This is a genomic window from Amycolatopsis taiwanensis DSM 45107, from assembly GCF_000519205.1.
In the GTDB taxonomy this organism is placed as follows: domain Bacteria; phylum Actinomycetota; class Actinomycetes; order Mycobacteriales; family Pseudonocardiaceae; genus Amycolatopsis_E; species Amycolatopsis_E taiwanensis.
This window is the reverse complement of the sequence record NZ_KI912598.1, coordinates 291,645-314,440: the sequence shown is the minus strand read 5'-3', so window position 1 is coordinate 314,440 and position 22,796 is coordinate 291,645. Positions and strand designations below refer to the sequence as shown.

The following is a 22,796-nucleotide window of genomic DNA, read 5'->3' as shown; positions in this document are numbered from 1 at the left end:
GTCGGCCTGCTGTGGTAGGCGCCCGGCCGTAAAGCCGGCTCACCCACCTGCGCCCGGCAAGGAGCGGTCAGCCGGAGAAGGGGCCGTCCTCGGGAAGGCGAAGGTCAGGTTTCTCGAGTTCTTCGACGTTGACGTCCTTGAAGGTGATGACGCGGACGTTCTTGACGAACCGAGCGGGGCGGTACATGTCCCAGACCCAGGCGTCGGACATCCGGACCTCGAAGTAGACTTCGCCCCCACCGTCGCGGACCTGAACGTCGACCGCATTGGCCAGGTAGAACCGCCGCTCGGTCTCCACCACGTACGAGAACTGGCTGACGATGTCCCGGTACTCCCGGTACAGCGACAGTTCCATCTCGGTCTCGTACTTCTCGAGATCCTCTGCGCTCATGGAATCGGGGCCCCTCCTCGCGAGCTGGAGCGATATCCGACGGCGGAACTTTCATTCTGACTCAAGCCGCCGTCCAGGGCACGCACCGGCGCCCCGGTGTGCCCGAGCGCCGCCACGCTCAGCATGACCCGGCGCGGCGGGCGCCGCCCGTGCGCGGCGGCCGCCGTCGCCACGTTGGCGTACGACCACCGATGTACCTCACTCGGACCGTATTCGGTGAGTGCCGCGCCGTGTTCGGGCGTGGTGTACCCCTTGTGCACGTCGAACCCGTACATCGGGTGCTCTCCGTGCAGCTCGGTCATGATCCGGTCCCGGGTGACCTTGGCCAGCACTGAGGCCGCCGCCACGCAGGCCACCGCACGGTCGCCCTTGATCACCGGCATGCTCGGCGCGGGCAGTCCGGGCACCCGGAACCCGTCGGTCAGCACGTAACCCGGGCACGCGCCGAGGCTGGCCACAGCGCGCCGCATGCCTTCGATGTTGGTCACGTGAATGCCGCGCGCGTCGACCTCCTCCGGTGGCACCACGATGATCGAATAGTCCATCGCCCTGGCCAGTACCCGCTCATAGACGCGCTCGCGCGCAAGCGGGGTGAGCAACTTGGAATCGTCGAGTTCGGCCAGCCGTGCCGCGTCGCCCGGTCGCAGCACGCATGCGGCGACCACGAGCGGGCCCGCGCAGGCACCACGCCCGGCCTCGTCGACACCGGCGACCGGGCCGAGCCCGCGCCGGTCGAGGGCCGACTGGAGTCCCCAGGACGTCTGCCCCCGGATGATCGCCCGGGGTGGCCGGAGCGCCGAAGAGCTACCCACTCGTCCTACCGCTTTCGCTTTACCACCCTGCGCAACCCGGAGCCGAGCCGCCGGCCGAGCAGCACGGTCGGCCACGCGGCGATCGCGCCGAAACCGAGCGGAGCGCCCTCCTGCCACGCCGGAGCGCTGAGCCCCTGGGCGGACCCGGCCGGCGCGGCCTGCGGGTCGGTGTCGCTGACCCCGCCCCAACGGCTCGGCGGCAGGACGATGAACCTCGCCTTGCCGATGACATCCGACAGGGGCACCGCGCCGTTGACTCCGCCGCCGCCCTGATAGCGCGAGTCGAAGGAGTTGTTGCGGTTGTCGCCCATCACCCAGACATCACCCTGCGGCACCGTGACCGGCTCGAAGGAGTCCTGCACCGGCTTGGCCGGATTCTCCCAGTGGATGTACGGCTCGTTCAACGGCTTGCCGTCGACCATGACCCGATTCTGCGCGTCGCAGCACTGCACCGTCTGGCCGCCCACGGCGATGACCCGCTTGACGAAGTCCCGCTCGTTGGGCGGGGCCAGTCCGAACACCGAGCCGACGTTCTGGAAGAAGCGGACCACCGCGTTACCGGACTCCTCCGGGGGCGCCTCGCTCTCCAGCCACGCCGGCGGGCCCTTGAACACCACCACGTCCCCCGGCGAGGGGTCGGTGAAATCGTAGGTGATCTTGTCGACGAGCACCTTGTCGCCGTAGCAGCCGGTGCAGCCGTGGAGCGTGGCCTCCATCGAACCCGACGGAATGGTGTAGACCCGTGCCAAAAACTGCTGGAACACGAAGGCCAGTACCAGTGCCACGACGATCAGAATCGGCAGCTCAACCCAGAACGAACGTTGCTTTCCGGGCTTTTTGCGATGCCGCTTACCGCGTTCTCCGGATTCGGCGTTTTCGTCCGGCTCGTCCTCGGCGGCATTCGAGGGCACAGGTTCGACCACGTTGGCCAGGCTACCGGGGCTGGGTTCAGGACGCGGTGGGGGCTTCGCGACGCTCCTTGATCTTGGCCGCCTTGCCGCGCAGGCCACGCAGGTAGTACAGCTTGGCGCGCCGCACGTCACCGCGCTTGAAGACCTCGATCTTGGCGATGTTCGGCGTATGCACGGGGAACGTACGCTCCACGCCGACACCGAAGGAGACCTTCCGGACCGTGAAGGTCTCGCGGATGCCACCGCCCTGGCGGCGGATGACCACGCCTTGGAAGACCTGGTTCCGTTCGCGGTTTCCCTCGATAACGCGAACGTGCACCTTCAGAGTGTCACCCGGGCGGAAGTTCGGAATGTCGGTACGCAGCGACTGCGCATCCAGTGCGTCCAGGGTGTTCATCGGGGGTCAGTCCTCGTCCTTCTATGTCTGGTGGTTCCGGGCGCGCACCTGCTCGAGGGCGATCGACCCGGGGGCTCAAAGGCAGGCGCGCACGGCTACCGCCGCGCGCCAACCGGTAAAGTATCGCAGACTTACCTCACGCGGGAACCATGGGGTCCGTCCGGCTCGCGCCGCACCTGATCCAGCACCGCGAGATCATGGTGGTCCAGGCTTCCTTCCGGGAGCCGGTCCAGCAGTTCGGGTCGGCGCCGCACCGTTCGCTGCAGTGCCTGGTCCCGGCGCCAGCGGTCGATCAAGGCGTGGTTGCCCGACCGCAGCACCTCCGGAACCGCCAGGTCGCGCCACACCTCGGGACGGGTGTAGCTGGGACCTTCCAGCAGGCCGTCGGAGAAGGAGTCCTGCTCGGCCGAAACCGGGTTGCCCAGCACACCCGGCAGCAACCGGGCGGTCGCCTCGACGATCACCAACACCGCGGCCTCGCCACCGACCAGCACGTAGTCCCCGATCGAGACCTCGTCGACCGGCATCCGGCGCGCGGCGTCCTCGATCACCCGCTGGTCGATGCCCTCGTACCGCCCGCATGCGAACACCAGGTGCTCTTCGGCGGCATAGGCATGCGCCATGTCCTGGGTGAACGGGCGCCCGGCCGGCGTCGGGACCACGAGCCGAGTGGCTTCGTCGCAAACGTCGTCCAGTGCGTCGCCCCAGACCTGCGGCTTCATCACCATGCCGGGCCCGCCGCCGTACGGAGCGTCGTCGACGGCCCGGTGCACGTCGTGCGTCCAGTCGCGGAGGTCGTGCACGTTGACCTCGATGAGCCCACGCTCGATGGCCCGGCCGAGCAGCGCGGCGCGAAGCGGATCGAGGTACTCGGGAAAGATCGTGACGACGTCGATGCGCAGCAGCGGTCGGCGCGAGTCCGCTTGCTCACCGGTCATCTGGCGCCGCCTTTCGAATCGCAGCAACCATGTCAACCGTCCAGCAGGCCCTCGGGAGGATCGAGGACGACCCGGCCGCCCGCGACGTCGACCACCGGGACGATCTCGCGAACGAACGGCACCAGCACGGTCCGCCCCGCATGGTCCAGGGAAAGCAGCTCGCCGCCGGGGGCATGCACGATCTCCTGGACCGTCCCGGCAGGCGTGCCGTCAGTGAGTTCGGCCCGCAGGCCCTCGAGTTCGTGGTCATAGAACTCGTCCGGGTCCTCCGACGGGGGCAGATCCGCGGTGTCGGCGAGCAGGAGCGCGCCACGCACCGCTTCCGCGTCCTCCCGACTGCGGATCTGCTCGAACGTCACCAGCAGCCGGCCGCTGTGCGGGCGAGCGGCCACCACGGTGAGTTCACCGACGCTGCCGTCCCGGCGCCGCAAGTTCAGCACGGCGCCGGCGCGGAAACGTTCGTCCGGAGAGTCGGTACGCAGCTCCACGGTCACCTCACCGCGGACCCCGTGCGCCTTGGCGACGCGACCGACCACTACCTCCACGGCAAGCCGAGCCCGGTCAGCGGTCGGTGTCGACGACGTCCACCCGGACGCCGCGGCCACCGATCCCGCCCATCACGGTGCGCAGTGCCGTCGCGGTCCGCCCGCCACGGCCGATCACCTTGCCGAGGTCGTCCGGGTGGACGTGTACCTCGAGGGTGCGGCCGCGCCGGGTGGTGATCAGCTCGACCCGGACGTCGTCCGGGTTGTCGACGATCCCGCGGACCAGGTGTTCGAGGGAGTCGGCGAGAAAGCTCACGCTGCCTCCTTGCGCGCAGCTTCAGTGCCGCGACTTGGCCTGGAAAAGCTCACGCTTCTTCCTTGCCCGCCTCGTCGGCCTCGGCCTTCTTCGGAGCCTTCTTCTTCGGCGTGGTGGCCTCGGTGGAAGGCTCCTCGCCGGCGGCGGCCAGCGCGGCGTTGAACAGCTCCTGCTTGGACGGCTTGGGCGGGCGCACCTTCAGCGTGCCCTCGGCGCCCGGCAGGCCCTTGAACTTCTGCCAGTCGCCGGTGATCTCGAGAATCCGCTGCACCGGCTCGGTCGGCTGCGCGCCCACGCCCAGCCAGTACTGCGCACGTTCGGAGTCGACCTCGATGAAGCTCGGCTCCTCCTTGGGGTGGTACTTGCCGATCGTCTCGATGGCCTTGCCATCCCGGCGGGTGCGCGCGTCAGCAACGATGATGCGGTAGTACGGCGCACGGATCTTGCCGAGGCGCTGCAGCTTGATCTTGACGGCCACGGGTGTGGGTACTCCTCAGTTCTCTGTCGTGCTCAGTGTGTGTCGGGACACGATCCGAGTGGGGAAACGGACACGGGTACCCGAAGTTCTGGGTCGCCACGGCGCGGTGAGAGGGACCGGCCGCAGCGGGCAAGCATCTATTCTGCCAGACCGGTATGCCGGGACGGCTAGAGGGTCATCACGCCCAGCGAGGTGAGCAGCAGCGCCAGAGCGGGCAAAAAGTTGTTCATCTGGTGCGCGACGATACTGCCGAGCAGCCGGCCGGTGAACAGCCGGGCGAGGCCGATCGGCACCGCGATCACCAGCAGCAACGTGGTCCGCAGCGGCTCCAGGTGGCTCACCGCGAAGACGGCCGTGGACAGCAGGAAGGCCGCCAGCCTGCCCCACTTCTCCGGGTTCTCCTTACCCCAGCTCAGCCGTTCCACCGCGGTCCACAGCAGCCCGCGGTAGATGATCTCCTCGCAGATCGGGCCGATCAGCCACAGGTAGCAGAACATGATCACCGCGGCGGTCACCGACATGGGCTGGTTGTCCACCAGTGCCGAGATGGCCGAGGTCGCCTTGTTCTCCCCCACCACCTCCGACCACAGGAAGGTGCCCAAGCTGGTGAGCACCAGGCCGAGCGCGCCGAGCTTGACCCCGAGCCACACGTCCGACCAGCGCCAGGTCAACCGCAGGTCGACACGCGGGCCGTTGCCACGCCACACCGTGATCAGCACCGCCACCAGGGCCGCCAGCACCGTCGGCGCCATGGTGCCGATCAGCACGTCGCGGATCGGGGTCGGCTCGCCGGGCGGGGCCGGGCCGAGCAGGACGCTGACGAACGCCGCGACGGCCAGAAGCACGGCCTCGACGAGGAGAAAGGCCCCGAATCCCCATCGGTGTTCGGGAATGGGCTCACCGACCTCCGGCAGCTCCAACGGGTCCGCTTCGGAAACCGGCTCGCCCGACTGCGCTGACGTCACGCGGATCCTCCAGTTGATCCATTGAGCCACTTTCCGAAACTAAACCCGTCGCGTCACGGGGCGGCGGTGAAGCGGGCCGGGTGAGCCGGCCGCATCGAACCATTCTTACCCAAAGGTCACGATGCGCAACCACCCGCTCGTGGACCGTGACGTGGTTCAGCGAACGAGGGCCCCACCGAGCAGGATGTGCCGCGGCGTGCGGAGGACGCCAAGATCTTCGCGGGGATCGGCGGAGTAGACGAGCAGATCCGCCGGGGCACCCTCCTCGACGCCGGGCCGCCCCAGCCAGGACCGGGCCGACCAGCACGCGGCGGCCAGCGCCTGCTCGCGGGCCATCCCGCACCGGTGCAGCGCCTCGATCTCGTCGACGATCCTGCCGTGCTCGACCATGCCGCCGGCGTCGGTGCCCGCGTAGATCGCGACACCGGCATCGAGCGCGGCGCCGATCATCGTCGTCACGCCCGCATGCAGGGCACGCATGTGTGATGCGTAGCGCGGGTACTTGCCGGCCTTGTCCGCGATACCGGGAAAGTTCTCGATGTTGATCAGGGTCGGCACCAGCGCGATCTCGCGGCGGGCCAGTTCGTCGAGAAGTTCGCCGTGCAGTCCGGTGCCGTGCTCCAGGCAGTCGATGCCGGCGTTGATGAGTCCGGGCAGGGCATCTTCACCGAACACGTGCGCGGTCACCCGGGCACCAGCGGCATGTGCGACCTTCACGGCCTCGGCAAGCACGTCATCCGGCCACAGTGGCGCGAGGTCGCCCGCGGCCCGGTCGATCCAGTCGCCGACGAGCTTGACCCAGCCGTCGCCGTCCGCCGCCTGCCGCGCCACCGCGGCCGGCAACTCCTCCGGATGCGCCAGGTCGATGCCCAGGCCCGGAATGTAGCGCTTGGGCAGGGCGAGATGCCGGCCGGAGCGAATGATCCGCGGCAGATCCGCGCGGGCCTGCAACCGTCTGGCGTCGATCGGCAGGCCGCAGTCACGGATGAGCAGGGTGCCGGCGTCGCGGTCGACGAGTGCCTGCGTCACCGCTTCGTCCACTGTGGTGGGTCCGTGCACGCCGATCCCCGGATGACAGTGCGCGTCGACCAGCCCGGGAAGGACGAACCCGTCACGCACGAGGGTTTCGGCGCCCTCGACGGGCGAGAAGCTGACCGTCCCGTCCACGATCCACAGATCGCGCTGCTCGCCGTCGGGAAGCACGACCCCGCGCAGGTGCCGCGCCGGCCGCTTCGCGGTCCGCTCGCTGCTCACCGGTGCCGCCGGGCTATTTGTTCTTGGGGAGCTTGAACTTCGAGGGGTCGAAGCCGGGCACGTCGTTCAGGCCGCCGCCCAGCTGCGAGAAGTCGGGGCCACCACCCGGCGGGAGCATCGGCATGCCGCCAGGCAGGCCGCCGCGCACCTTCGGCTGCGTGGGGCCGCGGCCCTTGCCCTTCTTCCCCTTCTTGCCCTTGCGGCTCTTGCTGCCGCCACCACCGCCGAACCCGAACCGGCCGGCCATTTGCTGCATCATCTTGCGGGCCTCGAAGAACCGGTTCACCAGGTCGTTCACCTCGCGCACGGTGACGCCGGAACCGACCGCGATGCGCTGCCGGCGTGACCCGTTGATGATCTTCGGGTCGGCCCGCTCGGCCGGTGTCATGCCGCGGATGATCGCCTGCAGCCGGTCGAGCTGCTTGTCGTCGACCTGGGCCAACTGGTCCTTCATCTGACCCGCGCCGGGCAGCATGCCGAGCAGGTTGCCGATCGGCCCCATCTTCCGGACCGCGAGCATCTGCTCCAGGAAGTCCTCCAGGGTGAGCTGCCCGGTGGTCAGCTTGGCCGCGGCCTTCTCGGCCTGTTCCTGGTCGAAGGCCTGCTCGGCCTGCTCGATCAGGGTGAGCAGGTCGCCCATGCCGAGGATCCGGCTGGCCATCCGGTCCGGGTGGAAGGTGTCGAAGTCCTCGAGCTTCTCGCCGTTGGACGCGAATAGGATCGGCTGACCGGTGACCTGGCGGACGGACAGCGCCGCACCGCCTCGCGCGTCGCCATCGAGCTTGGTGAGCACCACACCGGTGAAGCCGACGCCGTCGCGGAACGCCTCCGCGGTGACCACCGCGTCCTGGCCGATCATGGCGTCGACGACGAACAGGGTCTCGTCCGGCTGTACCGCGTCGCGGATGTCGGCCGCCTGCCGCATCAGCTCCTCGTCGACGCCCAGCCGGCCGGCGGTGTCGACGATGACGATGTCGTGCTGCGCGTGCTTGGCCTCGTCGATCCCGCGCCGCGCCACGTCGACCGGGTCGCCGACGCCGTTTCCGGGCTCGGGCGCGAAGGTCGCCACGCCCGCGCGCTCGCCGACGACCTGCAGCTGGGTGACGGCGTTGGGCCGCTGGAGGTCACAGGCCACGAGCAGCGGCGCGTGCCCCTGCTTCCGCAGCCACAGCGCGAGCTTCCCGGCCAGGGTGGTCTTACCGGAACCCTGCAGGCCGGCGAGCATGATCACGCTCGGCGGGTTCTTGGCCAGCGCGAGCCGGCGGGTCTCGCCGCCGAGGATCGCGACGAGCTCCTCGTTGACGATCTTGATGACCTGCTGCGCCGGGTTGAGCGCCGCGGACACCTCGGCGCCTTTCGCGCGCTGCTTGATCTGGGCGATGAACTGCCGCACCACGGGCAGCGCGACGTCGGCTTCCAGCAGCGCGATCCGGATTTCGCGCGCGGTGGCGTCGATGTCGGCGTCGGTCAGCTTTCCCTTGCCCCGCAGGCTCTGCAGGGTCGAGGTGAGCCGGTCGGAAAGAGTATCGAACACGGCGGTGCACGCTCCAGCTGGTTGGGGGTTGCTCTCCCAGGGTACCGAGTCACCGAGATAGTAAAGGTACGTTTACTAAAAACGACAGATCGGGGCGGCTCCTAGGAACTCCCCGAGCCTACGCACGCCACGGACAGTCACGCTACTGTCACTTAGTGGGATTCGTGAGCGGAGCCGATGGTCAACAGTAGCGTTGCCGCGAAGTGGAGCCGTCGAATTAGTACGCTCATGTTTATGACCACGCCCGACCAAGAGCTGGCCGAACTTTCGCGCACGGTGCGAGACGGCGTACTCGGACTCAGCCTGCGGATGCGCGCCGAACGGGACCGTGGCGCCCCAAGCCCGCTGGTGATCGCCGTGTTGAGCCGGCTCCACCGCGATGGCACGCAAACCCCGAAGGCGATCGCCGACGGCGAACGCATCCACGCACAGTCACTAACCCGTGTCCTGGCCGCGCTCCACCGTGACGGGCTGATCAACCGAAGGCGCGACCCGGACGACGGGCGACAGGCGCTGGTCGAGATCACCACCCGCGGGCTGGAAACCCTGCGTACCTATGGCGATGGGCAACGGCGCTGGCTCGCGGCGGCAATGGGCGAAACGCTGACCGACACCGAGCGAGAACTGCTCGGCATGGCGGCGAAGCTGATGATGCGCGTGGCCGACTCGGCCTGAGCACCGGCCGACGTGATGCGGGTGGCTCGCCCCCTCGCCGAGCCACCCGCACGGTCGCACCGAGATCGACGGACTCGTTGCGCTCGCCAGACCCCCAGCACCGGCGAGCGCCCCGGCATCCGCATGACCTCCGGGCCATACCGTTAGCCTGCCGGACGCGATGTGACGCCCGGCAGCGTGAACACCCCTGAGTGATGCTGGGTAGATCTACTCAGATGGCCATCCCGGCCACGGTCTCAAGTCGCGGTGTAACGCGCGATGGCCCGTCTGTGGAGACGGGCCATCGCAGCGAGCCGGGCGCGACGTCAACGACCGGACTTGGTGGCCGAGCGCGACTTCGACGAGGCCTTGCGGGCCCGCGATTTCGCGGACTTCGCCTTCTCCGAGGCCGCCTTCGCCTTCGCCAGCGCGGCTTCGGTGTCGGCCTGCTGCTGGGCAGTGGCCTGTAGCGCTTCGAGCAGCTCGTTGACCCCCGCGGCCTGCAGGCCCGCGGTCGGCTGAACCACTTCGCGTCCCTCGACCTTGGCCTCGATCAACGCGGCCAGCGCCGTGGAATAGGTGTCGGTGTAGCCGTCCGGTTCGAAGTCACCCGAGAGATTCTCGACGAGGTTCGACGCCGCCCGCAGATGCGACCGGTGCACGTCGACATCATCGTGCAGGAACGGGAAGTCCGGGCGCCGGATCTCGTCCGGCCAGTGCATCGTGTCGAGCACGATCACCTGGTCCCGCACGCGCAGCGCACCCAGCGTCTCGCGCTGGCGGATCGCCACCCGCACGAGGCCCACCCGTTCCGCCTGCTGCAACGCCTCGGCCAGCAGCACGTACGGTCTGGTCGCCGACACTTCCGGCTCCAGGTAATAGCTCTTGATGTAGTAGATCGGGTCGATCTGGGCGGGCCGGACGAAACCCAGCACCTGGATCGAATTCGCGGACGCCAGCGGCAGCGCCGCCAGCTCCTCGTCACTCAGCATCACGACGTCGCCGCCGGGCAGCTGGTATCCCTTGCCGACCTCACCGAGCGGAATCTCGGCGCCGTCGATCTCGCACACGCGCTTCTGCCGTAGTCGTCCACCGTCGGTCAGGTGGAGCAGGTGCAGTGGCGTTCCATGTTCTTCAGTGGCGCTATAAGCCTTCACCGGGATTGCCGAACCACCCAGCCCGATGGTGCCCTTCCACACTGTGCGCATTCAAAAATAATATCAAGCGCACGCATGGGCGAATAGCTACAAACGGGTGTCCGTACCAGCGAAATCGGCGAGAGACTGGGCGAAGGGCTCGCTTTCGGTCAGCGCGTCCGCCGAATAGCCGACAGCGCTCGCCGCCGCTTGGAGCACCTCGGTCAGCGCGACGAGCTCGGGCGAGGGAACGGCGGCCAGCGTGGTGTCCCGGCCATCCTCGACCCGGGCGGCCAGCGCGGCCAGCGCGGCGGAGAGATGGCGCTGCGCGGCGACCACGTCATGGATCATCGCGGTGACCTCACCGAGCTCGGCCGTGCCGGCTTTCTCGAGTTCGACGGCGCAGGCTCGCAGGTGGGATGCGGCCACCGTGACCGGCAGGACGGACGGCTCGAGCTCCGGCATGGCGGACATCCTGCCACCGCGCCCGCTGTCCCCGAACGCGACACGCGCGAGCGGGTCACGACGCTGCGGCGAGCACCGCCTGTTCCACCCGCCGGCGCCAGGCCTGGTCCACCGGCCCGGCGCGGGGGGACACGGCGAAGGAATCGACCACCGCGCCGCCGAGCGTCGCCACCTTCGCCCAGCGCACCTCGGCCCCGGCTGCCCGCAAGGCGCCCGCGACCCGGTAAAGCAGGCCGATCCGGTCGCCCGCCCGCAGTTCCAGCACGACCGTGTCGGGGCCGCTGGTCTCGTCGTCGAACCACAGCACGTTCGGCTTGGCCGGGGCATGCACCGCCACCGGGTAATCACGTTCTTTCGCGGCCAGGCTCGCCTCCAGCGCCAGCCCACCCGCGACCGCGCGCGCGAACTGCTCACGCAACAGCGTGGTGTCGGGCAGCGAGCCGAACCTGGGCGACGCGGTGAAGATGCCCAGCCGGCCGCCGTCGTGCGCGCGCAGAGTCGCCGAATGCACCTCGAGCGAATGCAGTGCGAGTACCCCGGCCGCGGGTGCCAGCAACTCCGCCCGAGCCGGCCCGGCGAGCACGACCGTCGCCGTGTTGCCGTCCGAGGTGACCAGCACCTCTCCCCGGCCGGCGCGCACCGCTGCCGCGACCAGTTCGCGCTGGCGCTCGTCGAGCGGTTCGGGGGCGCCCAATCCCTCGCCCTGCAAGGCCTGACGGGTCCGGTCGACCAGGTTCGCCACCAGCCCGGCCTTCCAGGCGGACCACATTCCCGGCCCGGTCGCCAGCGAGTCGGCCTTGGTCAGTGCATGGACCAGCTCCAGCAGCACGATGTCGTTGTCCAGCGTCTTCGCGATCCGCTTGATCGTGGCGGGTTCTTCGACGTCGCGCCGGGTGGCGGTGTGCGCCAGCAGAAGGTGGTGACGGACCGCCGCCGACACCAGGCCCGCGTCGGGGCCGGGCAGCCCGATCCGGCGGGCGACCTCGGCCGAGATCGCCGCGCCCAGCTCGGAATGGTCCGTCTCGCGTCCCTTCCCGATGTCGTGCAACAAGGCGGCCAGCAACAACAGGTCCGGGCGCGAGACGGTGGTGGCCAGCTTCGCCGCCTCAATCGAGGTCTGGACCAGATGCCGGTCGACGGTCCAGGCATGGACGCCGGAGGACGGCGGCAGGTCGCGGACCGCGCCCCACTCCGGGAAAAGCCGGGCCCACAGGCCGGTCTCCTCCAGTGCCTCCACCGCGCCGATCAGGCCCTCGCCCGCGCCGAGCAGTTCGATCAGCGCGTCCCGCGCCGCCGCCGGCCAGGGCGCGCGCAGCTCGGGCGCCGACTCGGCGAGGGTGCGCAGGGTGCCGTGCGCGATCGGCATCCCGGTGCGCGCGGCGGCCGCGGCGACCCGCAGCAGCAGCGCCGGATCCTTGGCCGGGACGGCGTTCCGGGCCAGCGCGACCTCACGGCCGTGCAGCACCACACCCTCGTCGAGCGGAGCGCGCACCGGACGACGGCCGAACCGGCCGCGTGAAGCGTCCACAGTAGACCTCAACGCCACATCGACGGCGTAGCCGACCGCTCGGCCCGCGCCGGAAAGCTTGCGCGCCAGCAGGAACCGGTCACCGAAGCCGAGCTCGCCGGCGACCTGCTCGGCGTCCACTGCGGACAGCACGTCCCGGTCGCGCCCGAGCTCGCGGCGCATCTCGGTGCGCACGTCGAGTAGCAGTTCCCTGGCCTCGCGAAGTTCCTCGCCGGGCCGGTCGATTAACTGCGCCGCCGCCAGGGCGTCCAGGATGCCGAGATCACGCAGCCCGCCCCGGCCGTGCTTGAGATCGGGTTCGGCGGACTGCGCGATCTCGCCGCTGCGCTGCCAGCGCTTCCGGGTGGACTCCACCAGCTCGGGCAGGCGCTTGCGGGCCGTGCGGCGCCACTGGTCGCGGGCCGCCGCGGCCAACCGCCCGGCGAGCTCGGCATCCCCCGCCAGATGCCGGGCATCGAGCAGGCCCATCGCGGTCCGCAGATCCTCCGCGGCCACCTGCAGGGCTTCGCCGGGGGTGCGGACAGCATGATCGAGGCCGATGCGCGCGTCCCACAGCGGGTACCACAACGCGTCGGCGATCTCGGAGATCCGGGGATTCTTCTCGTGCACCAGGAGCAGGTCGAGGTCGGAGAACGGCGTGAGCTCGCGCCGGCCGAGCCCGCCGACGGCCACCAGCGCGACACCGGGTTCGGCGGTGTCCACGCCGGCCTCCGTAGCGGCCTTGCCCAGCCAGAACTCGTACAGGTCGACCAGCGCGGCACGCAACGCCGCGGCACCTTCTCGCCCGTGCCGGCCTGCCAGCAGCCGGTTCGCCGCTTGCGCGAGCTCCGCCCGGGGAACCATCGTGCCGCCTGGCTCAGAGCGCGTCCGTGCCGCGCTCGCCGGTGCGAACCCGGACCACGGTTTCCACGGGCGTCACCCACACCTTGCCGTCGCCGATCTTGCCGGTGTGCGCGGCGTTGACGATCGCCTCGATGACCTTCTCCACGTTCGCGTCGTCGGTGAGGACCTCGACCCGGAGCTTGGCCACGAAGTCGACCATGTACTCGGCACCACGGTAGACCTCTGTGTGGCCCTTCTGCCGCCCGTAGCCCTGAACTTCGCTGACGGTCATGCCGAGCGAGCCGAGTTGCTCCAGCGCCGCGCGGACGTCGTCGAGGGTGAACGGTTTGATGATCGCGGTTATGAGTTTCATGCCTTGCTTCCTTCCAGAGCCGCACGGTCCGGAGACGGCACCGGGGCGGGAGTGGGGGCACCGTGACCGCTACCGGTCCCGCCGAAGTCATACGCGCTTTCCGCGTGCTGTGCCTCGTCGACACCGCTGACCTCGTCCTCGGTGCTGACCCGGAACCCACCGGCCACCTTGATGACGAAGCCGATGATCAGGGTGAGGACGAACGAGTAACCCATCACCGCGAAGGCCGCGGCCGCCTGTTTGCCGAGCTGTCCCCAGCCACCGCCGTAGAAAAGCCCGTCACCACCGGCCGAGTTCACGCTCGACGAGGCGAAGAACCCGATCAGCAAGGTGCCGACGAGGCCGCCGGCCAGGTGGACGCCGACCACGTCGAGCGAGTCGTCGAAACCGAACCGGTACTTCAGGCTCACCGCGAGGGCGCAGACGGCCCCGGCGATGACGCCGATCGCGATCGCGCCGAGCGGGGTGACGAAGCCGCATGCCGGGGTGATGGCGACCAGGCCGGCCACCGCGCCCGACGCGGCACCGAGCGTGGTCGGCTTGCCGAACCTGAGCTGCTCGACGAGCAGCCAGCCGAGCACCGCGGCGGCGGTGGCGACGGTGGTGTTGGTGAAGGCGACGCCGGCGAGGTCACCGGCACTCAGCGCGGAACCGGCGTTGAAGCCGTACCAGCCGAACCACAGGAGTGCGGCGCCCAGCAGGACGAACGGAACGTTGTGCGGGCGAGGAGTGTCCTTCGGCCAGCCCCTGCGCTTGCCGAGCACGATCGCCAGGGCGAGCCCGGCGGCGCCGGCGTTGATGTGGACCGCGGTACCACCGGCGAAGTCGAATGCCTTCAGCTTGTTGGCGATCCAGCCGCCCACCGCGTCGGCACTGGTGAAGCCGTCGAAGGAGAACACCCAGTGCGCCACCGGGAAGTACACGAGCGTGACCCAGATGACGACGAACAAGCTCCAGCCCCAGAACTTCGTCCGGTCGGCGATCGAGCCGGAGATCAGCGCGGGCGTGATAACCGCGAACATCAGCTGGAACATCGCGAACGCGAGCAGCGGGATGGCGTGGGAGCCCGGCCATCCGACCGCGGGCAGGGAGCCGACCGCCTCCGTCGCGTAACCGGCCAGGTGGCCCCAGGTGCCGGCGAACCCGGCATTGGCGAAGTTCCCGATGAGTCCGCCGAACGCGTCACTGCCGAAGGACTCCCCGAAGCCGTACAGGACCCACAAGACGGACACGATCGCCAGACAGACGAAATTCATCATGAGCATGTTCAGGACGCTCTTCGCGCGGACCATGCCGCCGTAGAAGAACGCCAATCCTGGTGTCATGAGCATGACCAGCGCGGCGCCGGCCAATACCCAAGCGGTGTCTCCTGCGTTCAGCACATCGGCCTCCCGAATACGATTAATGCCCGGGAGTTTTGGTTTGCCGTGTTTCACCGGAACGCTCGCCACGTTTCGCCGGAGTGAACTGTCCGCGCGCTTTTGTTACGAGCACGTTTCCCGTTACTGCGGAGTGCACGAGTGACCCGTTCATGCCGGATTTCGACAGTAACGGGTCACTCATTGACAAGGTCTGACTACGAAAGGTACTAGTCGGCTACCTTTCGTGATCGATCCGCTGGCCGCCGTCGCGGTCACGTCGACTGGCTCGTCACGGTCCAATACGGGAAGGTGAAACTCGCGCTACGGGAACGCGGGACTCACGCTACGGGAGTGTGGGACTCGCGCTACGGGAGTGTGGGACTCGCGCGACCGGAACGTGGGACTCGCGCTACGGGAGTGTGGGACTCGCGCTGTCGACCGGGTCTGGTGAGATTGGGGCATGGGTCTTCCCACCGCGGTCGTTCAGGCACTTCGCTGCTCGGTGTGCGGTGACGCGGTCGAGCTCGACGGGAGGGCGCTGCGCTGCCGGCGGGGGCATTCGTTCGACCTGGCCAAACAGGGGTACGTCAACCTGCTGCACGCCCGCGTGCCGTCCGGCACCGCCGACACCGCCGAGATGGTGGCCGCGCGGGTGGAGTTCCTCGCGGCGGGGTACTACGCCGAGTTGGCCGAGTGCATCGCCGAGCGGGCCGCCGGGGCGGAGCCGGGGCTCGTCGTGGACGCGGGGGCGGGCACCGGCTACTACCTGGCCGGGGTTCTCGACCGGCGCACCGGTACGCCCGGGCTCGCCCTGGACGTGTCGGCGATGGCGCTGCGCCGGGCGGCGCGGGCACATGAGCGGCTGGGCGCGGTGGTGTGGAACCTGTGGGAGCCCTGGCCGGTCGCGAGCGGGTCGGCGGCGCTGTTGCTGAACGTGTTCGCGCCGCGCAACGGCGCGGAGTTCCATCGCGTCCTCGCACCCGGGGGCACTCTGATCGTGGTGTCGCCGCGGGGCGACCACCTTCGCGAGCTGACCGCGGTGGTGGATCTCCTGGACGTGGACAGCCGCAAGGAAGAGCGGCTCGACTCCGGCCTCGCCGCCCATTTCGAGCTGGTGAGCAGGCAGGATCTCGTGCGCACCCTCGTGCTGCCGCCCGACGACGTGCGGCGGGTGGTGCGGATGGGCCCGAGCGCGCACCATCCGCAACGGCTGGCGCGCCTTGACGACGTCGACGAGCCGGTGACAGTCACCGCTTCGTTCCTGATTTCGGTTTACCGGCCACGGAGACTGGCCGGGTGAGCGCGGTACCGGCAACCTCCCTCACCGACCCGCGCTGGCTGCGGGCGCAACTCCACCTGACCGCCCGGCGCCACCGCCGCGCGCCGGACCCGGTACTAGGTGTCATCTGGTGGTACTCGGCGTCATCCGTCCTGGTCGCACCCGCGCTCCAGTCGTGGGCGGCCACCGGAACGGCCCGGGATCCCGCGCTGGATGCGGTCACGCTCGACGTCACCGCCGACGGCCGGCTCCTCGACGCCCGCTCCGCCCGCCCGCTCGACGGCGGCCTCGACGAGCTCGGCCGGGCGCTGGGCGTGGCGCTGGCGTCCGCGATCGCGGCGATCGAGGCGGTGACCGGCGCCCGTTCCCCGGCGTTGCGCGCGATCGCCACGGACTCCATCGCGAACCGCCTGCTGTGGGCAGGCACCCCCGAACGCGCAGCGCCGCTCGTTGCCGCAACGGGAATTCGGATGCCGCGACCACGCTACGTCGAACTCGGTTCGAACTTGGTGGTGCGACGCGCCTCCTGTTGCCTGATTTACCAGGTGGGCCAACCGAAGTGCGTCAGTTGCCCGCGCCAGCCGCCGGCCGAGCGGGAAAGCCGCGTGCGGGCGGCACTCGGCGCCCACTGACCGCAGGCACGCGCGCGACTCCTCGTCGAGAACTTCGTTGTCCAGTACGGTCGGCGGTGTGAGTGAACGCAGCTGGGGCTTTCGCACGCGTGCCCTGCACGCCGGGGGCACGCCGGATCCAGCGACCGGATCCAGAGCCGTGCCGATCTACCAGACGACGAGCTTCGTGTTCGAGGACGCCTCCGATGCGGCCAATCTGTTCGCCTTGCAGAAGTACGGCAACGTCTACAGCCGGATCAGCAATCCGACGGTGGCCGCCTTCGAGGAACGGATGGCCAGTCTCGAAGGCGGCATCGGCGGGGTCGCCACCGCGAGCGGGCAGGCCGCGGAGTTCCTTACGTTCTCGGCGCTGGCCGAGGCGGGCGAGCACATCGTTTCCGCGAGCGGCCTTTACGGCGGCACGGTAACTCAGCTCGACGGCACGCTTCGCCGCTTCGGCGTGGACACCACGTTCGTCTCCGGGAGCGGCCTCGACGACTACGCCGCGGCCATCAACGACAAGACTCGCCTTGTCTACACGGAAATCATCGGCAATCCCGGCGGGGACATCGCAGATATCGCCGGTCTCGCCGAAGTCGCGCACGCGCACGACATCCCGCTGGTGGTGGACGCGACCCTGGCCACGCCATACCTGTGCCGTCCGATCGAGCACGGCGCCGACATCGTGCTGCACTCGGCCACCAAGTTCCTCGGTGGGCACGGCACCACGCTCGGCGGGATCGTGGTGGAGTCGGGCAAGTTCAACTGGGGCAACGGAAAGTTCCCCAGGATGACCGACACCGTCGCCTCGTACGGCGGGTTGAAGTGGTGGGAGAACTTCGGCGAGTACGCGTTCTGCACACGATTGCGCGCCGAGCAGTTGCGCGACATCGGCGCCGCACTGTCACCGCACTCGGCTTTCCTGTTGCTGCAAGGAGTCGAGACCTTGCCGCAACGCATGGACGCGCATGTCAAGAACGCACAGGCCATCGCCGAGTTCCTGGACGCGGACGACCGTGTGGCGTGGGTGAACTACGCCGGGTTGCCTGCTCATCCGCATCACGAGCGCGCGAAACGCTACCTGCCGCAGGGCCCCGGCGCGGTGTTCTCGTTCGGGGTGAAGGGTGGACGTGCCGCGGGCGAGAAGTTCGTCGAGTCGGTCGAGCTGCTGTCACATCTGGCGAACATCGGCGACGCCCGCAGCCTGGTGATCCATCCCGCGTCGACCACGCACCAGCAACTCTCCGACGAGCAGTTGCGCGGCGGCGGGGTCGGACCGGACCTGATCCGCCTGTCGGTCGGCCTGGAGGACGTCGACGACCTCCGCTGGGACATCGACCAGGCACTGACCGCGGCGGTGAAATCGTGAGCTGGACTCCGCCCACCGCACGCGACCGCCAAGACATCCTGAGCCGGACGAAGTCGGTCACCATCGTCGGTGCGTCCGCCAATGCGGCGCGGCCGAGCTTTTTCGTGGCCACCTACCTGTTGTCCGCCACCGGCTACCGGGTCAACTTCGTCAACCCGCGCCTGAGCGAACTGCTCGGGCAGCCGGTGTACCCGTCGCTGGCGGACGTGCCGGGCCCGCTGGACCTGGTGAGCGTGTTCCGCCGGCACGACGATCTGCCGGAGGTCACGGAGGAGGTGATCGGCGCGGGCGCCCGCACGTTGTGGCTCCAGCTCGGACTGTGGCACGAGCCGGTCGCCGAGCGCGGCGTCGCGGCCGGGCTCGACGTGGTGATGGACCGCTGCGTGAAGATCGAGCACGCCCGCTTCTCCGGCGGCCTTCACCTGGCCGGCTTCAACACCGGTGTGATCAGCTCACGGCGCCGAACGCCGTGATGTGTCGGGAACAACGGGCAAGCACGGAAAGTTGACGGCTGACATGACGCAAGATCTGCGACTGACGTTCATCGGTGGGCCGACCGCGCTGCTGGAGATCGGCGGCAAGCGCCTGCTCACCGATCCGACCTTCAGTCCCGCCGGGGCGCAGCCATCCGGTGGAGGGCGCCAGTTGACCAAGACCGAGGACGCCGCGCTGACCGCCGACGAGGTCGGTGCGGTCGACGCCGTTTTGCTGTCCCACGACCAACACGCGGACAACCTGGACGCGGGTGGACGAAAGTTCGTCGAAGAGAGCCTGCTCACGCTGACCACGACCAGCGGCGCCGCCCGGCTGGGCGGCACGGCGCAGGGCCTGCCGCCGTGGGCGACGATCAGGCTGGGAGAGCTCGAGGTCACCTCGGTGCCCGCGCTGCACGGCCCGCCGGGGGCGGAGCGGGTGGTCGGCGAGGTCACCGGGTTCGTGCTCAGCGGTGGCCGGAACATCCCGACGGTCTACATCAGCGGCGACAACGCCTCGCTGGAGGTGGTGCAGCAGATCGCCCGCCGGGTGCGGAAGGTCGACGTCGCCGTGCTGTTCGCCGGCGCGGCGCGAACGCAGGTGCTCAACGGCGCCGCGCTGACCCTCACCAGCGAGGACGCGGCCGGAGCCACCCGGATCCTCGGCGCCCGGCACGTCGTGCCGCTGCACACCCGGGGCTGGCAGCATTTCAGCGAAGGTCCGGACCGCCTCCGCAAGAGCTTCGCCGAGGCGGGCCTGACCGATCGCCTCCACCTGCTCGAACCGGGCGAAACCTGGGCCACTGGCGACTAGTGGCGCGTCTTCGACTCTCGAGGTGTGTCCCCGCCTCAGGCCTCCCAGTTCCCGGCTCAAGCACGCAAGTTCTCGCCTCGGGAATGCGAATTCCCGGGCTGGGACGCTGAGTTCCCGGTTGGCAGCGAACACATCGACCTTCCGGCACACAGCGCCACTGCGCTGAAGCACCTGGCGGAGGTGTGGGCGGGGAGCCGGTAACAGCCAGCGGCTGTCAGATTTGCCGGTCTCGTCCTCGGGTTATGGAGCTGGTCGCGTGGCTGGCGGGGCAGCACGTCTACCCTGCCGCACCGCGGGGTTCCCGGGCACGGATCGTCTGGACCGGCACGCAGATGGCGCAGGACGTCTAGATCGAGCGGGAGCAGGTGACGCTCGGCGACTATCTGTTGCTGGCCGGTTTCTAATCCCCGGGGGGTGATCGGGCCGCGCGGCTTGCTCGCTCGCGCGGGAAACGATGCTCCTCGAACCGCTGCGCAAAATCCTGGACCGGCGAGGCAGCGGCCAGGTACCGGTCGCAGGCCCATCACATCGCCAACCTCGCCATTGCCACCTCTGGCGCGGCCGACACCCCCAAAACCGTGGCCGAGATGGCCTCCGAACTCGTTGCCGGGTACGGACCATGGTCCGCAACGTCATCGCGTCCCTGGTCGGCTACCTCGTCAGCCTCGTCGTCGAAGAAGTGGCTTCCCTCGGCCTGGCCACACCGTCGTGGTCGCACAGGGCGTTTCCGCCATCGGCCGCGCCGCCAGCAAGGTCGCCAACTTCCTTTTCAAACTCGGCAAGTCCATCAGCAACCTCGCTCCCCTTCTCATTGCACTGCGCGACGTCCTCGACGGTGTCTACAAGGGATCTGCGCACTCGCCCAGAGCAACTGATCTCCGTCAGGTGGAGCGAGAAGCGTCGAGAAACCGCTGTGTGAATGCCTTACGGCCCGCCTCGGTCAACGCGCCGAACAAGCGGAGGCGGGCCATCCCGCCGTCGGGATAGATGTCCAGCCGGAGGTGGGTGAGTTCGCGAGCATCCTCGACGACGAACCGATGGCGGGTGTCGGGCTGCAGGCGGGTGCGGGGCAGGACCTCGAACCACGAGCCGTCCGACCTCCCGCTCAACCCGGCCCAGCCGGGGGCATTGCCCTTGAAGTGCGTGGTGTCCAGCTCCGCGAACCGGGGCACGCCGGCCGCGGCCAGTTCGACGATCACCCAGTCGTTGCCGTCGTCCCGGCGGCGCGCGGTTTCCCAGCCCTCCCCCATCACCCGCGCGAAACCAGGCGAGATCAGGTTGGCCGGCAACGCGTAGAACATGTTACTGGCCTCGGTGATGCGCGCGCCGTTCTCCAGCGCGGCGAGGTCGAGTGAACCGAGGTCCAGCAGGCGCGGGTCGGCGACGGGGGTGCCGTGCACGCGCAGCCGGGCGACCCCGCCGTCGGGGTAGATCGTCAACCGCACGTGGGTGTACCGCCGGTCCGATTCGACGGCGAAATGGTTCGGGGCGTCACCGGCGAGCGGCGACCGCGGCACCACCGTCGTCCAGTCCATTTCGGACAGCTCGGCCGGACTCGGGTAACCATCCGCCGCCACCGCCTCGACGGAGGCGAACGGCGGGTAGTTGCCGGTGAAGAACGACGTGTCCACGACGACCCCGGACAGCACGCCGGGCAGGCCGAGCCGGACGATCGCGTGGTCTTGGCCGGGCTCGCGGCGACGGCGGGTTTCCCAGCCGTCGTAGACCTGCCCCTTGTGGCCGAAGGTCGCCGGCTGGAACACCGGCGGCTCGGGCTTGATCAGGTTCTCCCGCTCGGCGAACAGCTCGTCGTTCGCCCAGACCACGCCGCCGCCGACGCGCCGCGACGCCAGGTCGGGCTCGATCGTCCACTGAGGATGGTCGGTCACGGCTGCCTCCCGAGCAAACGGCCGGCCGGGTGCCGGCCGGTGATCTCCTCGCCGCGCAGCCAGGTGCTCCGCACCACGCCGGCCAGTTGGCGCCCGTGATAGGCGCTCACGGGGTTGCGGTGCCACAGGTTTCCGGCGTCCACCACGAATTCCTCGTCCGGCGCGAACACGCAGAAATCGGCGTCGTGGCCCGGGGCTATCCGGCCCTTGGCCGCCAGGCCGACCAGGCTCGCCGGCCGCTCGGCCATCCAGTGCACCACCTCGGCGAGGCTGCATCCGCGTTGCCGCGCCTGGGTCCACACCGCGGGCAGGCCGAGTTGCAGGCCGGAGATGCCGCCCCAGGCCACGCCGAAATCGCCGGTGTCAAAGCGTTTCAGCTCGGGCGTGCACGGCGAGTGGTCGCTGACCACGCAGTCGATCAAGCCCGCGCGCAGGCCCTGCCACAGCAGATCCCGGTTGGCCGCTTCCCGGATCGGCGGGCAGCACTTGAACTGGGTCGCGCCGTCGGCGATCTCCTCGGCGGCGAAGGTCAGGTAGTGCGGGCAGGTCTCGACGGTCAGCGCCAGGCCGTCGGCGCGGGCCCGGGCGATCATCGGCAGAGCGTCCGAAGAGGACAGATGCAGGATGTGTACGCGGGCGCCGGTCCGGCGCGCGAGCTCGATCACCCGTGCGATGGCGAGGTTCTCCGCCTCCCGTGGCCGGGAGCGCAGAAAATCGGCGTAGCGCGTGCCGTGCGGCCCTGGCGCGTGCTCGATCGCGGCCGAGTCCTCCGCATGCACGATCATCGTCGCGCCGAAGCCTGCCAGCTCGGCCAGGTCCGCTTCCAGCTCGGCCTCGGCCAGCGGCGGGAACTCCTCGACCCCGGAGTCGGCCAGGAAACACTTGAAGCCGAACACCCCGGCCTCGTGCAGGGCGCGCAGGTCACCGCGGTTGCCGGGCACGGCTCCGCCCCAGAACCCGACGTCGACGTGCACTCGCCCTTGCGCGGTCTTGCGTTTCACCGCCAGCGAAGCCACATCCACGGTCGGCGGGAGGCTGTTGAGCGGCATGTCGACGATCGTGGTGACCCCGCCGGCCGCCGCCGCGCGGGTCGCCGTTTCGAAGCCCTCCCACTCGGTGCGGCCCGGGTCGTTGACGTGGACGTGCGTGTCGACCAGCCCGGGCAGCAGCACGACGTCATCACCGAGTTCCACGACCCGGTCACCGGTCAGGCCGGCGCCGGCGCCGGCGCCGACGGCGACGATCCGGCCGTCCTCGACGCCGACCTCGCACGGGCCCTCGCCGTCGGGTGTGACCACCCGCCGCGCCCGGAACACCAGGTCCACCGCCGCCTCCTCGTCACCCGCGTTCGGCCACCGGCTCGAACTCAACCACGTTAGCCACCGACGTGCCCGTCGCGGCATTCTCCGCGCACGATCATGATTTCCACCAGCACCGGGCGGCTGGTGCGCTCGGCCTCCTTGCGCTGCGGCAGGATCACCGCGCCGGGCAGCCGAACGCGGTGTGCACGCCTTCGCTCACCCGGAGCTCTGGGCACGGGT

25 protein-coding genes are annotated in these 22,796 nt (G+C 69.5%); 6 read left to right on the top strand and 19 right to left on the bottom strand.

Features of this window, described 5'->3' with window-relative positions; translation table 11 throughout:
* Positions 1 to 67 precede the first annotated feature (67 nt).
* The 11 genes from A3CU_RS0136290 to ffh form a co-directional block, all read right to left on the bottom strand.
* On the bottom strand, positions 68 to 391 hold the full coding sequence (locus tag A3CU_RS0136290) for a DUF2469 domain-containing protein (protein ID WP_027946358.1): 324 nt from the start codon (positions 389 to 391) through the stop codon (positions 68 to 70).
* Entirely contained in the window at positions 388 to 1,167 is a 780-nt protein-coding gene (locus tag A3CU_RS0136285; protein ID WP_027946357.1) for a ribonuclease HII, read from the bottom strand. Before A3CU_RS0136285 ends, A3CU_RS0136290 begins: the two co-directional genes overlap by 4 nt.
* Positions 1,168 to 1,208: 41 nt before the next feature.
* The gene (lepB, locus tag A3CU_RS0136280) at positions 1,209 to 2,126 is read right to left on the bottom strand and encodes a signal peptidase I (protein ID WP_027946356.1); all 918 of its coding nucleotides are present in this window, start codon (positions 2,124 to 2,126) and stop codon (positions 1,209 to 1,211) included.
* A gap of 25 nt (positions 2,127 to 2,151) precedes the next feature.
* Entirely contained in the window at positions 2,152 to 2,511 is a 360-nt protein-coding gene (gene rplS, locus A3CU_RS0136275) for a 50S ribosomal protein L19 (RefSeq protein WP_027946355.1), read from the bottom strand.
* Positions 2,512 to 2,642: 131 nt separating this feature from the next.
* On the bottom strand, positions 2,643 to 3,413 hold the full coding sequence (trmD, locus tag A3CU_RS0136270; protein ID WP_027946354.1) for a tRNA (guanosine(37)-N1)-methyltransferase TrmD: 771 nt from the start codon (positions 3,411 to 3,413) through the stop codon (positions 2,643 to 2,645).
* Between the two features lie 68 nt (positions 3,414 to 3,481).
* Entirely contained in the window at positions 3,482 to 3,994 is a 513-nt protein-coding gene (gene rimM / locus A3CU_RS0136265) for a ribosome maturation factor RimM (RefSeq protein ID WP_027946353.1), read from the bottom strand.
* Positions 3,995 to 4,010: 16 nt separating this feature from the next.
* Positions 4,011 to 4,250 (bottom strand): RNA-binding protein, encoded by a 240-nt coding sequence (locus A3CU_RS0136260; protein ID WP_020671256.1) that lies wholly within the window; start codon positions 4,248 to 4,250, stop codon positions 4,011 to 4,013.
* A gap of 49 nt (positions 4,251 to 4,299) precedes the next feature.
* Complete coding sequence (gene rpsP, locus A3CU_RS0136255) at positions 4,300 to 4,728, bottom strand: 30S ribosomal protein S16 (protein ID WP_027946352.1); 429 nt, start codon at positions 4,726 to 4,728, stop codon at positions 4,300 to 4,302.
* 167 nt (positions 4,729 to 4,895) lie between these two features.
* Positions 4,896 to 5,693 carry a CPBP family intramembrane glutamic endopeptidase gene (locus A3CU_RS0136250; RefSeq protein WP_027946351.1) on the bottom strand — a complete coding sequence of 266 codons (798 nt, stop codon included), beginning with the start codon at positions 5,691 to 5,693 and terminating at the stop codon, positions 4,896 to 4,898.
* A gap of 156 nt (positions 5,694 to 5,849) precedes the next feature.
* Positions 5,850 to 6,947, bottom strand: coding sequence for an amidohydrolase family protein (locus A3CU_RS0136245; RefSeq protein WP_052372754.1), 1,098 nt, complete (start codon positions 6,945 to 6,947; stop codon positions 5,850 to 5,852).
* Positions 6,948 to 6,960: 13 nt separating this feature from the next.
* Entirely contained in the window at positions 6,961 to 8,481 is a 1,521-nt protein-coding gene (gene ffh, locus A3CU_RS0136240) for a signal recognition particle protein (RefSeq protein WP_027946349.1), read from the bottom strand.
* Between the two features lie 234 nt (positions 8,482 to 8,715).
* On the opposite strand from ffh, the gene A3CU_RS0136235 reads away from it, so the two are divergent.
* Positions 8,716 to 9,156, top strand: a complete 441-nt coding sequence (locus A3CU_RS0136235; protein WP_245617490.1) for a MarR family winged helix-turn-helix transcriptional regulator — start codon at positions 8,716 to 8,718, stop codon at positions 9,154 to 9,156.
* Between the two features lie 305 nt (positions 9,157 to 9,461).
* On the opposite strand, the gene ku is transcribed toward A3CU_RS0136235, so the two are convergent.
* Genes ku through A3CU_RS0136210 form a run of 5 tightly spaced genes read right to left on the bottom strand, consistent with a single transcriptional unit; the run spans position 9,462 to position 14,841 of the window.
* On the bottom strand, positions 9,462 to 10,343 hold the full coding sequence (gene ku / locus A3CU_RS0136230; protein ID WP_027946347.1) for a non-homologous end joining protein Ku: 882 nt from the start codon (positions 10,341 to 10,343) through the stop codon (positions 9,462 to 9,464).
* Positions 10,344 to 10,379: 36 nt separating this feature from the next.
* Complete coding sequence (locus A3CU_RS0136225) at positions 10,380 to 10,736, bottom strand: hypothetical protein (RefSeq protein ID WP_027946346.1); 357 nt, start codon at positions 10,734 to 10,736, stop codon at positions 10,380 to 10,382.
* A gap of 55 nt (positions 10,737 to 10,791) precedes the next feature.
* On the bottom strand, positions 10,792 to 13,107 hold the full coding sequence (locus A3CU_RS0136220) for a [protein-PII] uridylyltransferase (protein WP_027946345.1): 2,316 nt from the start codon (positions 13,105 to 13,107) through the stop codon (positions 10,792 to 10,794).
* Positions 13,108 to 13,120: 13 nt separating this feature from the next.
* On the bottom strand, positions 13,121 to 13,459 hold the full coding sequence (locus A3CU_RS0136215) for a P-II family nitrogen regulator (protein WP_027946344.1): 339 nt from the start codon (positions 13,457 to 13,459) through the stop codon (positions 13,121 to 13,123).
* Positions 13,456 to 14,841: an ammonium transporter gene (locus tag A3CU_RS0136210; protein ID WP_027946343.1), complete on the bottom strand. Its 1,386-nt coding sequence runs from the start codon at positions 14,839 to 14,841 to the stop codon at positions 13,456 to 13,458. Before A3CU_RS0136210 ends, A3CU_RS0136215 begins: the two co-directional genes overlap by 4 nt.
* A gap of 439 nt (positions 14,842 to 15,280) precedes the next feature.
* Between A3CU_RS0136210 and A3CU_RS0136205 the strand changes: the two genes are divergently transcribed.
* From A3CU_RS0136205 to A3CU_RS0136185, 5 genes are read left to right on the top strand one after another with little or no spacing between them, the layout of a single operon-like run.
* Complete coding sequence (locus tag A3CU_RS0136205; protein ID WP_027946342.1) at positions 15,281 to 16,120, top strand: putative RNA methyltransferase; 840 nt, start codon at positions 15,281 to 15,283, stop codon at positions 16,118 to 16,120.
* The gene (locus tag A3CU_RS0136200) at positions 16,117 to 16,731 is read left to right on the top strand and encodes a (2Fe-2S)-binding protein (RefSeq protein WP_027946341.1); all 615 of its coding nucleotides are present in this window, start codon (positions 16,117 to 16,119) and stop codon (positions 16,729 to 16,731) included. The genes A3CU_RS0136205 and A3CU_RS0136200 overlap by 4 nt, the downstream gene beginning before the upstream one ends.
* Before the next feature lie 58 nt (positions 16,732 to 16,789).
* On the top strand, positions 16,790 to 18,079 hold the full coding sequence (locus A3CU_RS0136195; protein ID WP_027946340.1) for an O-acetylhomoserine aminocarboxypropyltransferase/cysteine synthase family protein: 1,290 nt from the start codon (positions 16,790 to 16,792) through the stop codon (positions 18,077 to 18,079).
* Positions 18,076 to 18,552 carry a CoA-binding protein gene (locus A3CU_RS0136190; RefSeq protein WP_027946339.1) on the top strand — a complete coding sequence of 159 codons (477 nt, stop codon included), beginning with the start codon at positions 18,076 to 18,078 and terminating at the stop codon, positions 18,550 to 18,552. Before A3CU_RS0136195 ends, A3CU_RS0136190 begins: the two co-directional genes overlap by 4 nt.
* A gap of 43 nt (positions 18,553 to 18,595) precedes the next feature.
* Positions 18,596 to 19,366 (top strand): MBL fold metallo-hydrolase, encoded by a 771-nt coding sequence (locus tag A3CU_RS0136185; protein ID WP_027946338.1) that lies wholly within the window; start codon positions 18,596 to 18,598, stop codon positions 19,364 to 19,366.
* Positions 19,367 to 20,247: 881 nt separating this feature from the next.
* On the opposite strand, the gene alc is transcribed toward A3CU_RS0136185, so the two are convergent.
* From alc to A3CU_RS53100, 3 genes are read right to left on the bottom strand one after another with little or no spacing between them, the layout of a single operon-like run.
* Positions 20,248 to 21,255, bottom strand: a complete 1,008-nt coding sequence (gene alc, locus A3CU_RS0136175) for an allantoicase (RefSeq protein ID WP_027946337.1) — start codon at positions 21,253 to 21,255, stop codon at positions 20,248 to 20,250.
* Entirely contained in the window at positions 21,252 to 22,580 is a 1,329-nt protein-coding gene (allB, locus tag A3CU_RS53105) for an allantoinase AllB (protein ID WP_027946336.1), read from the bottom strand. The genes alc and allB overlap by 4 nt, the downstream gene beginning before the upstream one ends.
* Before the next feature lie 50 nt (positions 22,581 to 22,630).
* A complete protein-coding gene (locus tag A3CU_RS53100; protein WP_156960733.1) occupies positions 22,631 to 22,792 on the bottom strand; it encodes a hypothetical protein in 162 nt (53 codons plus the stop codon).
* Positions 22,793 to 22,796: the final 4 nt, after the last annotated feature.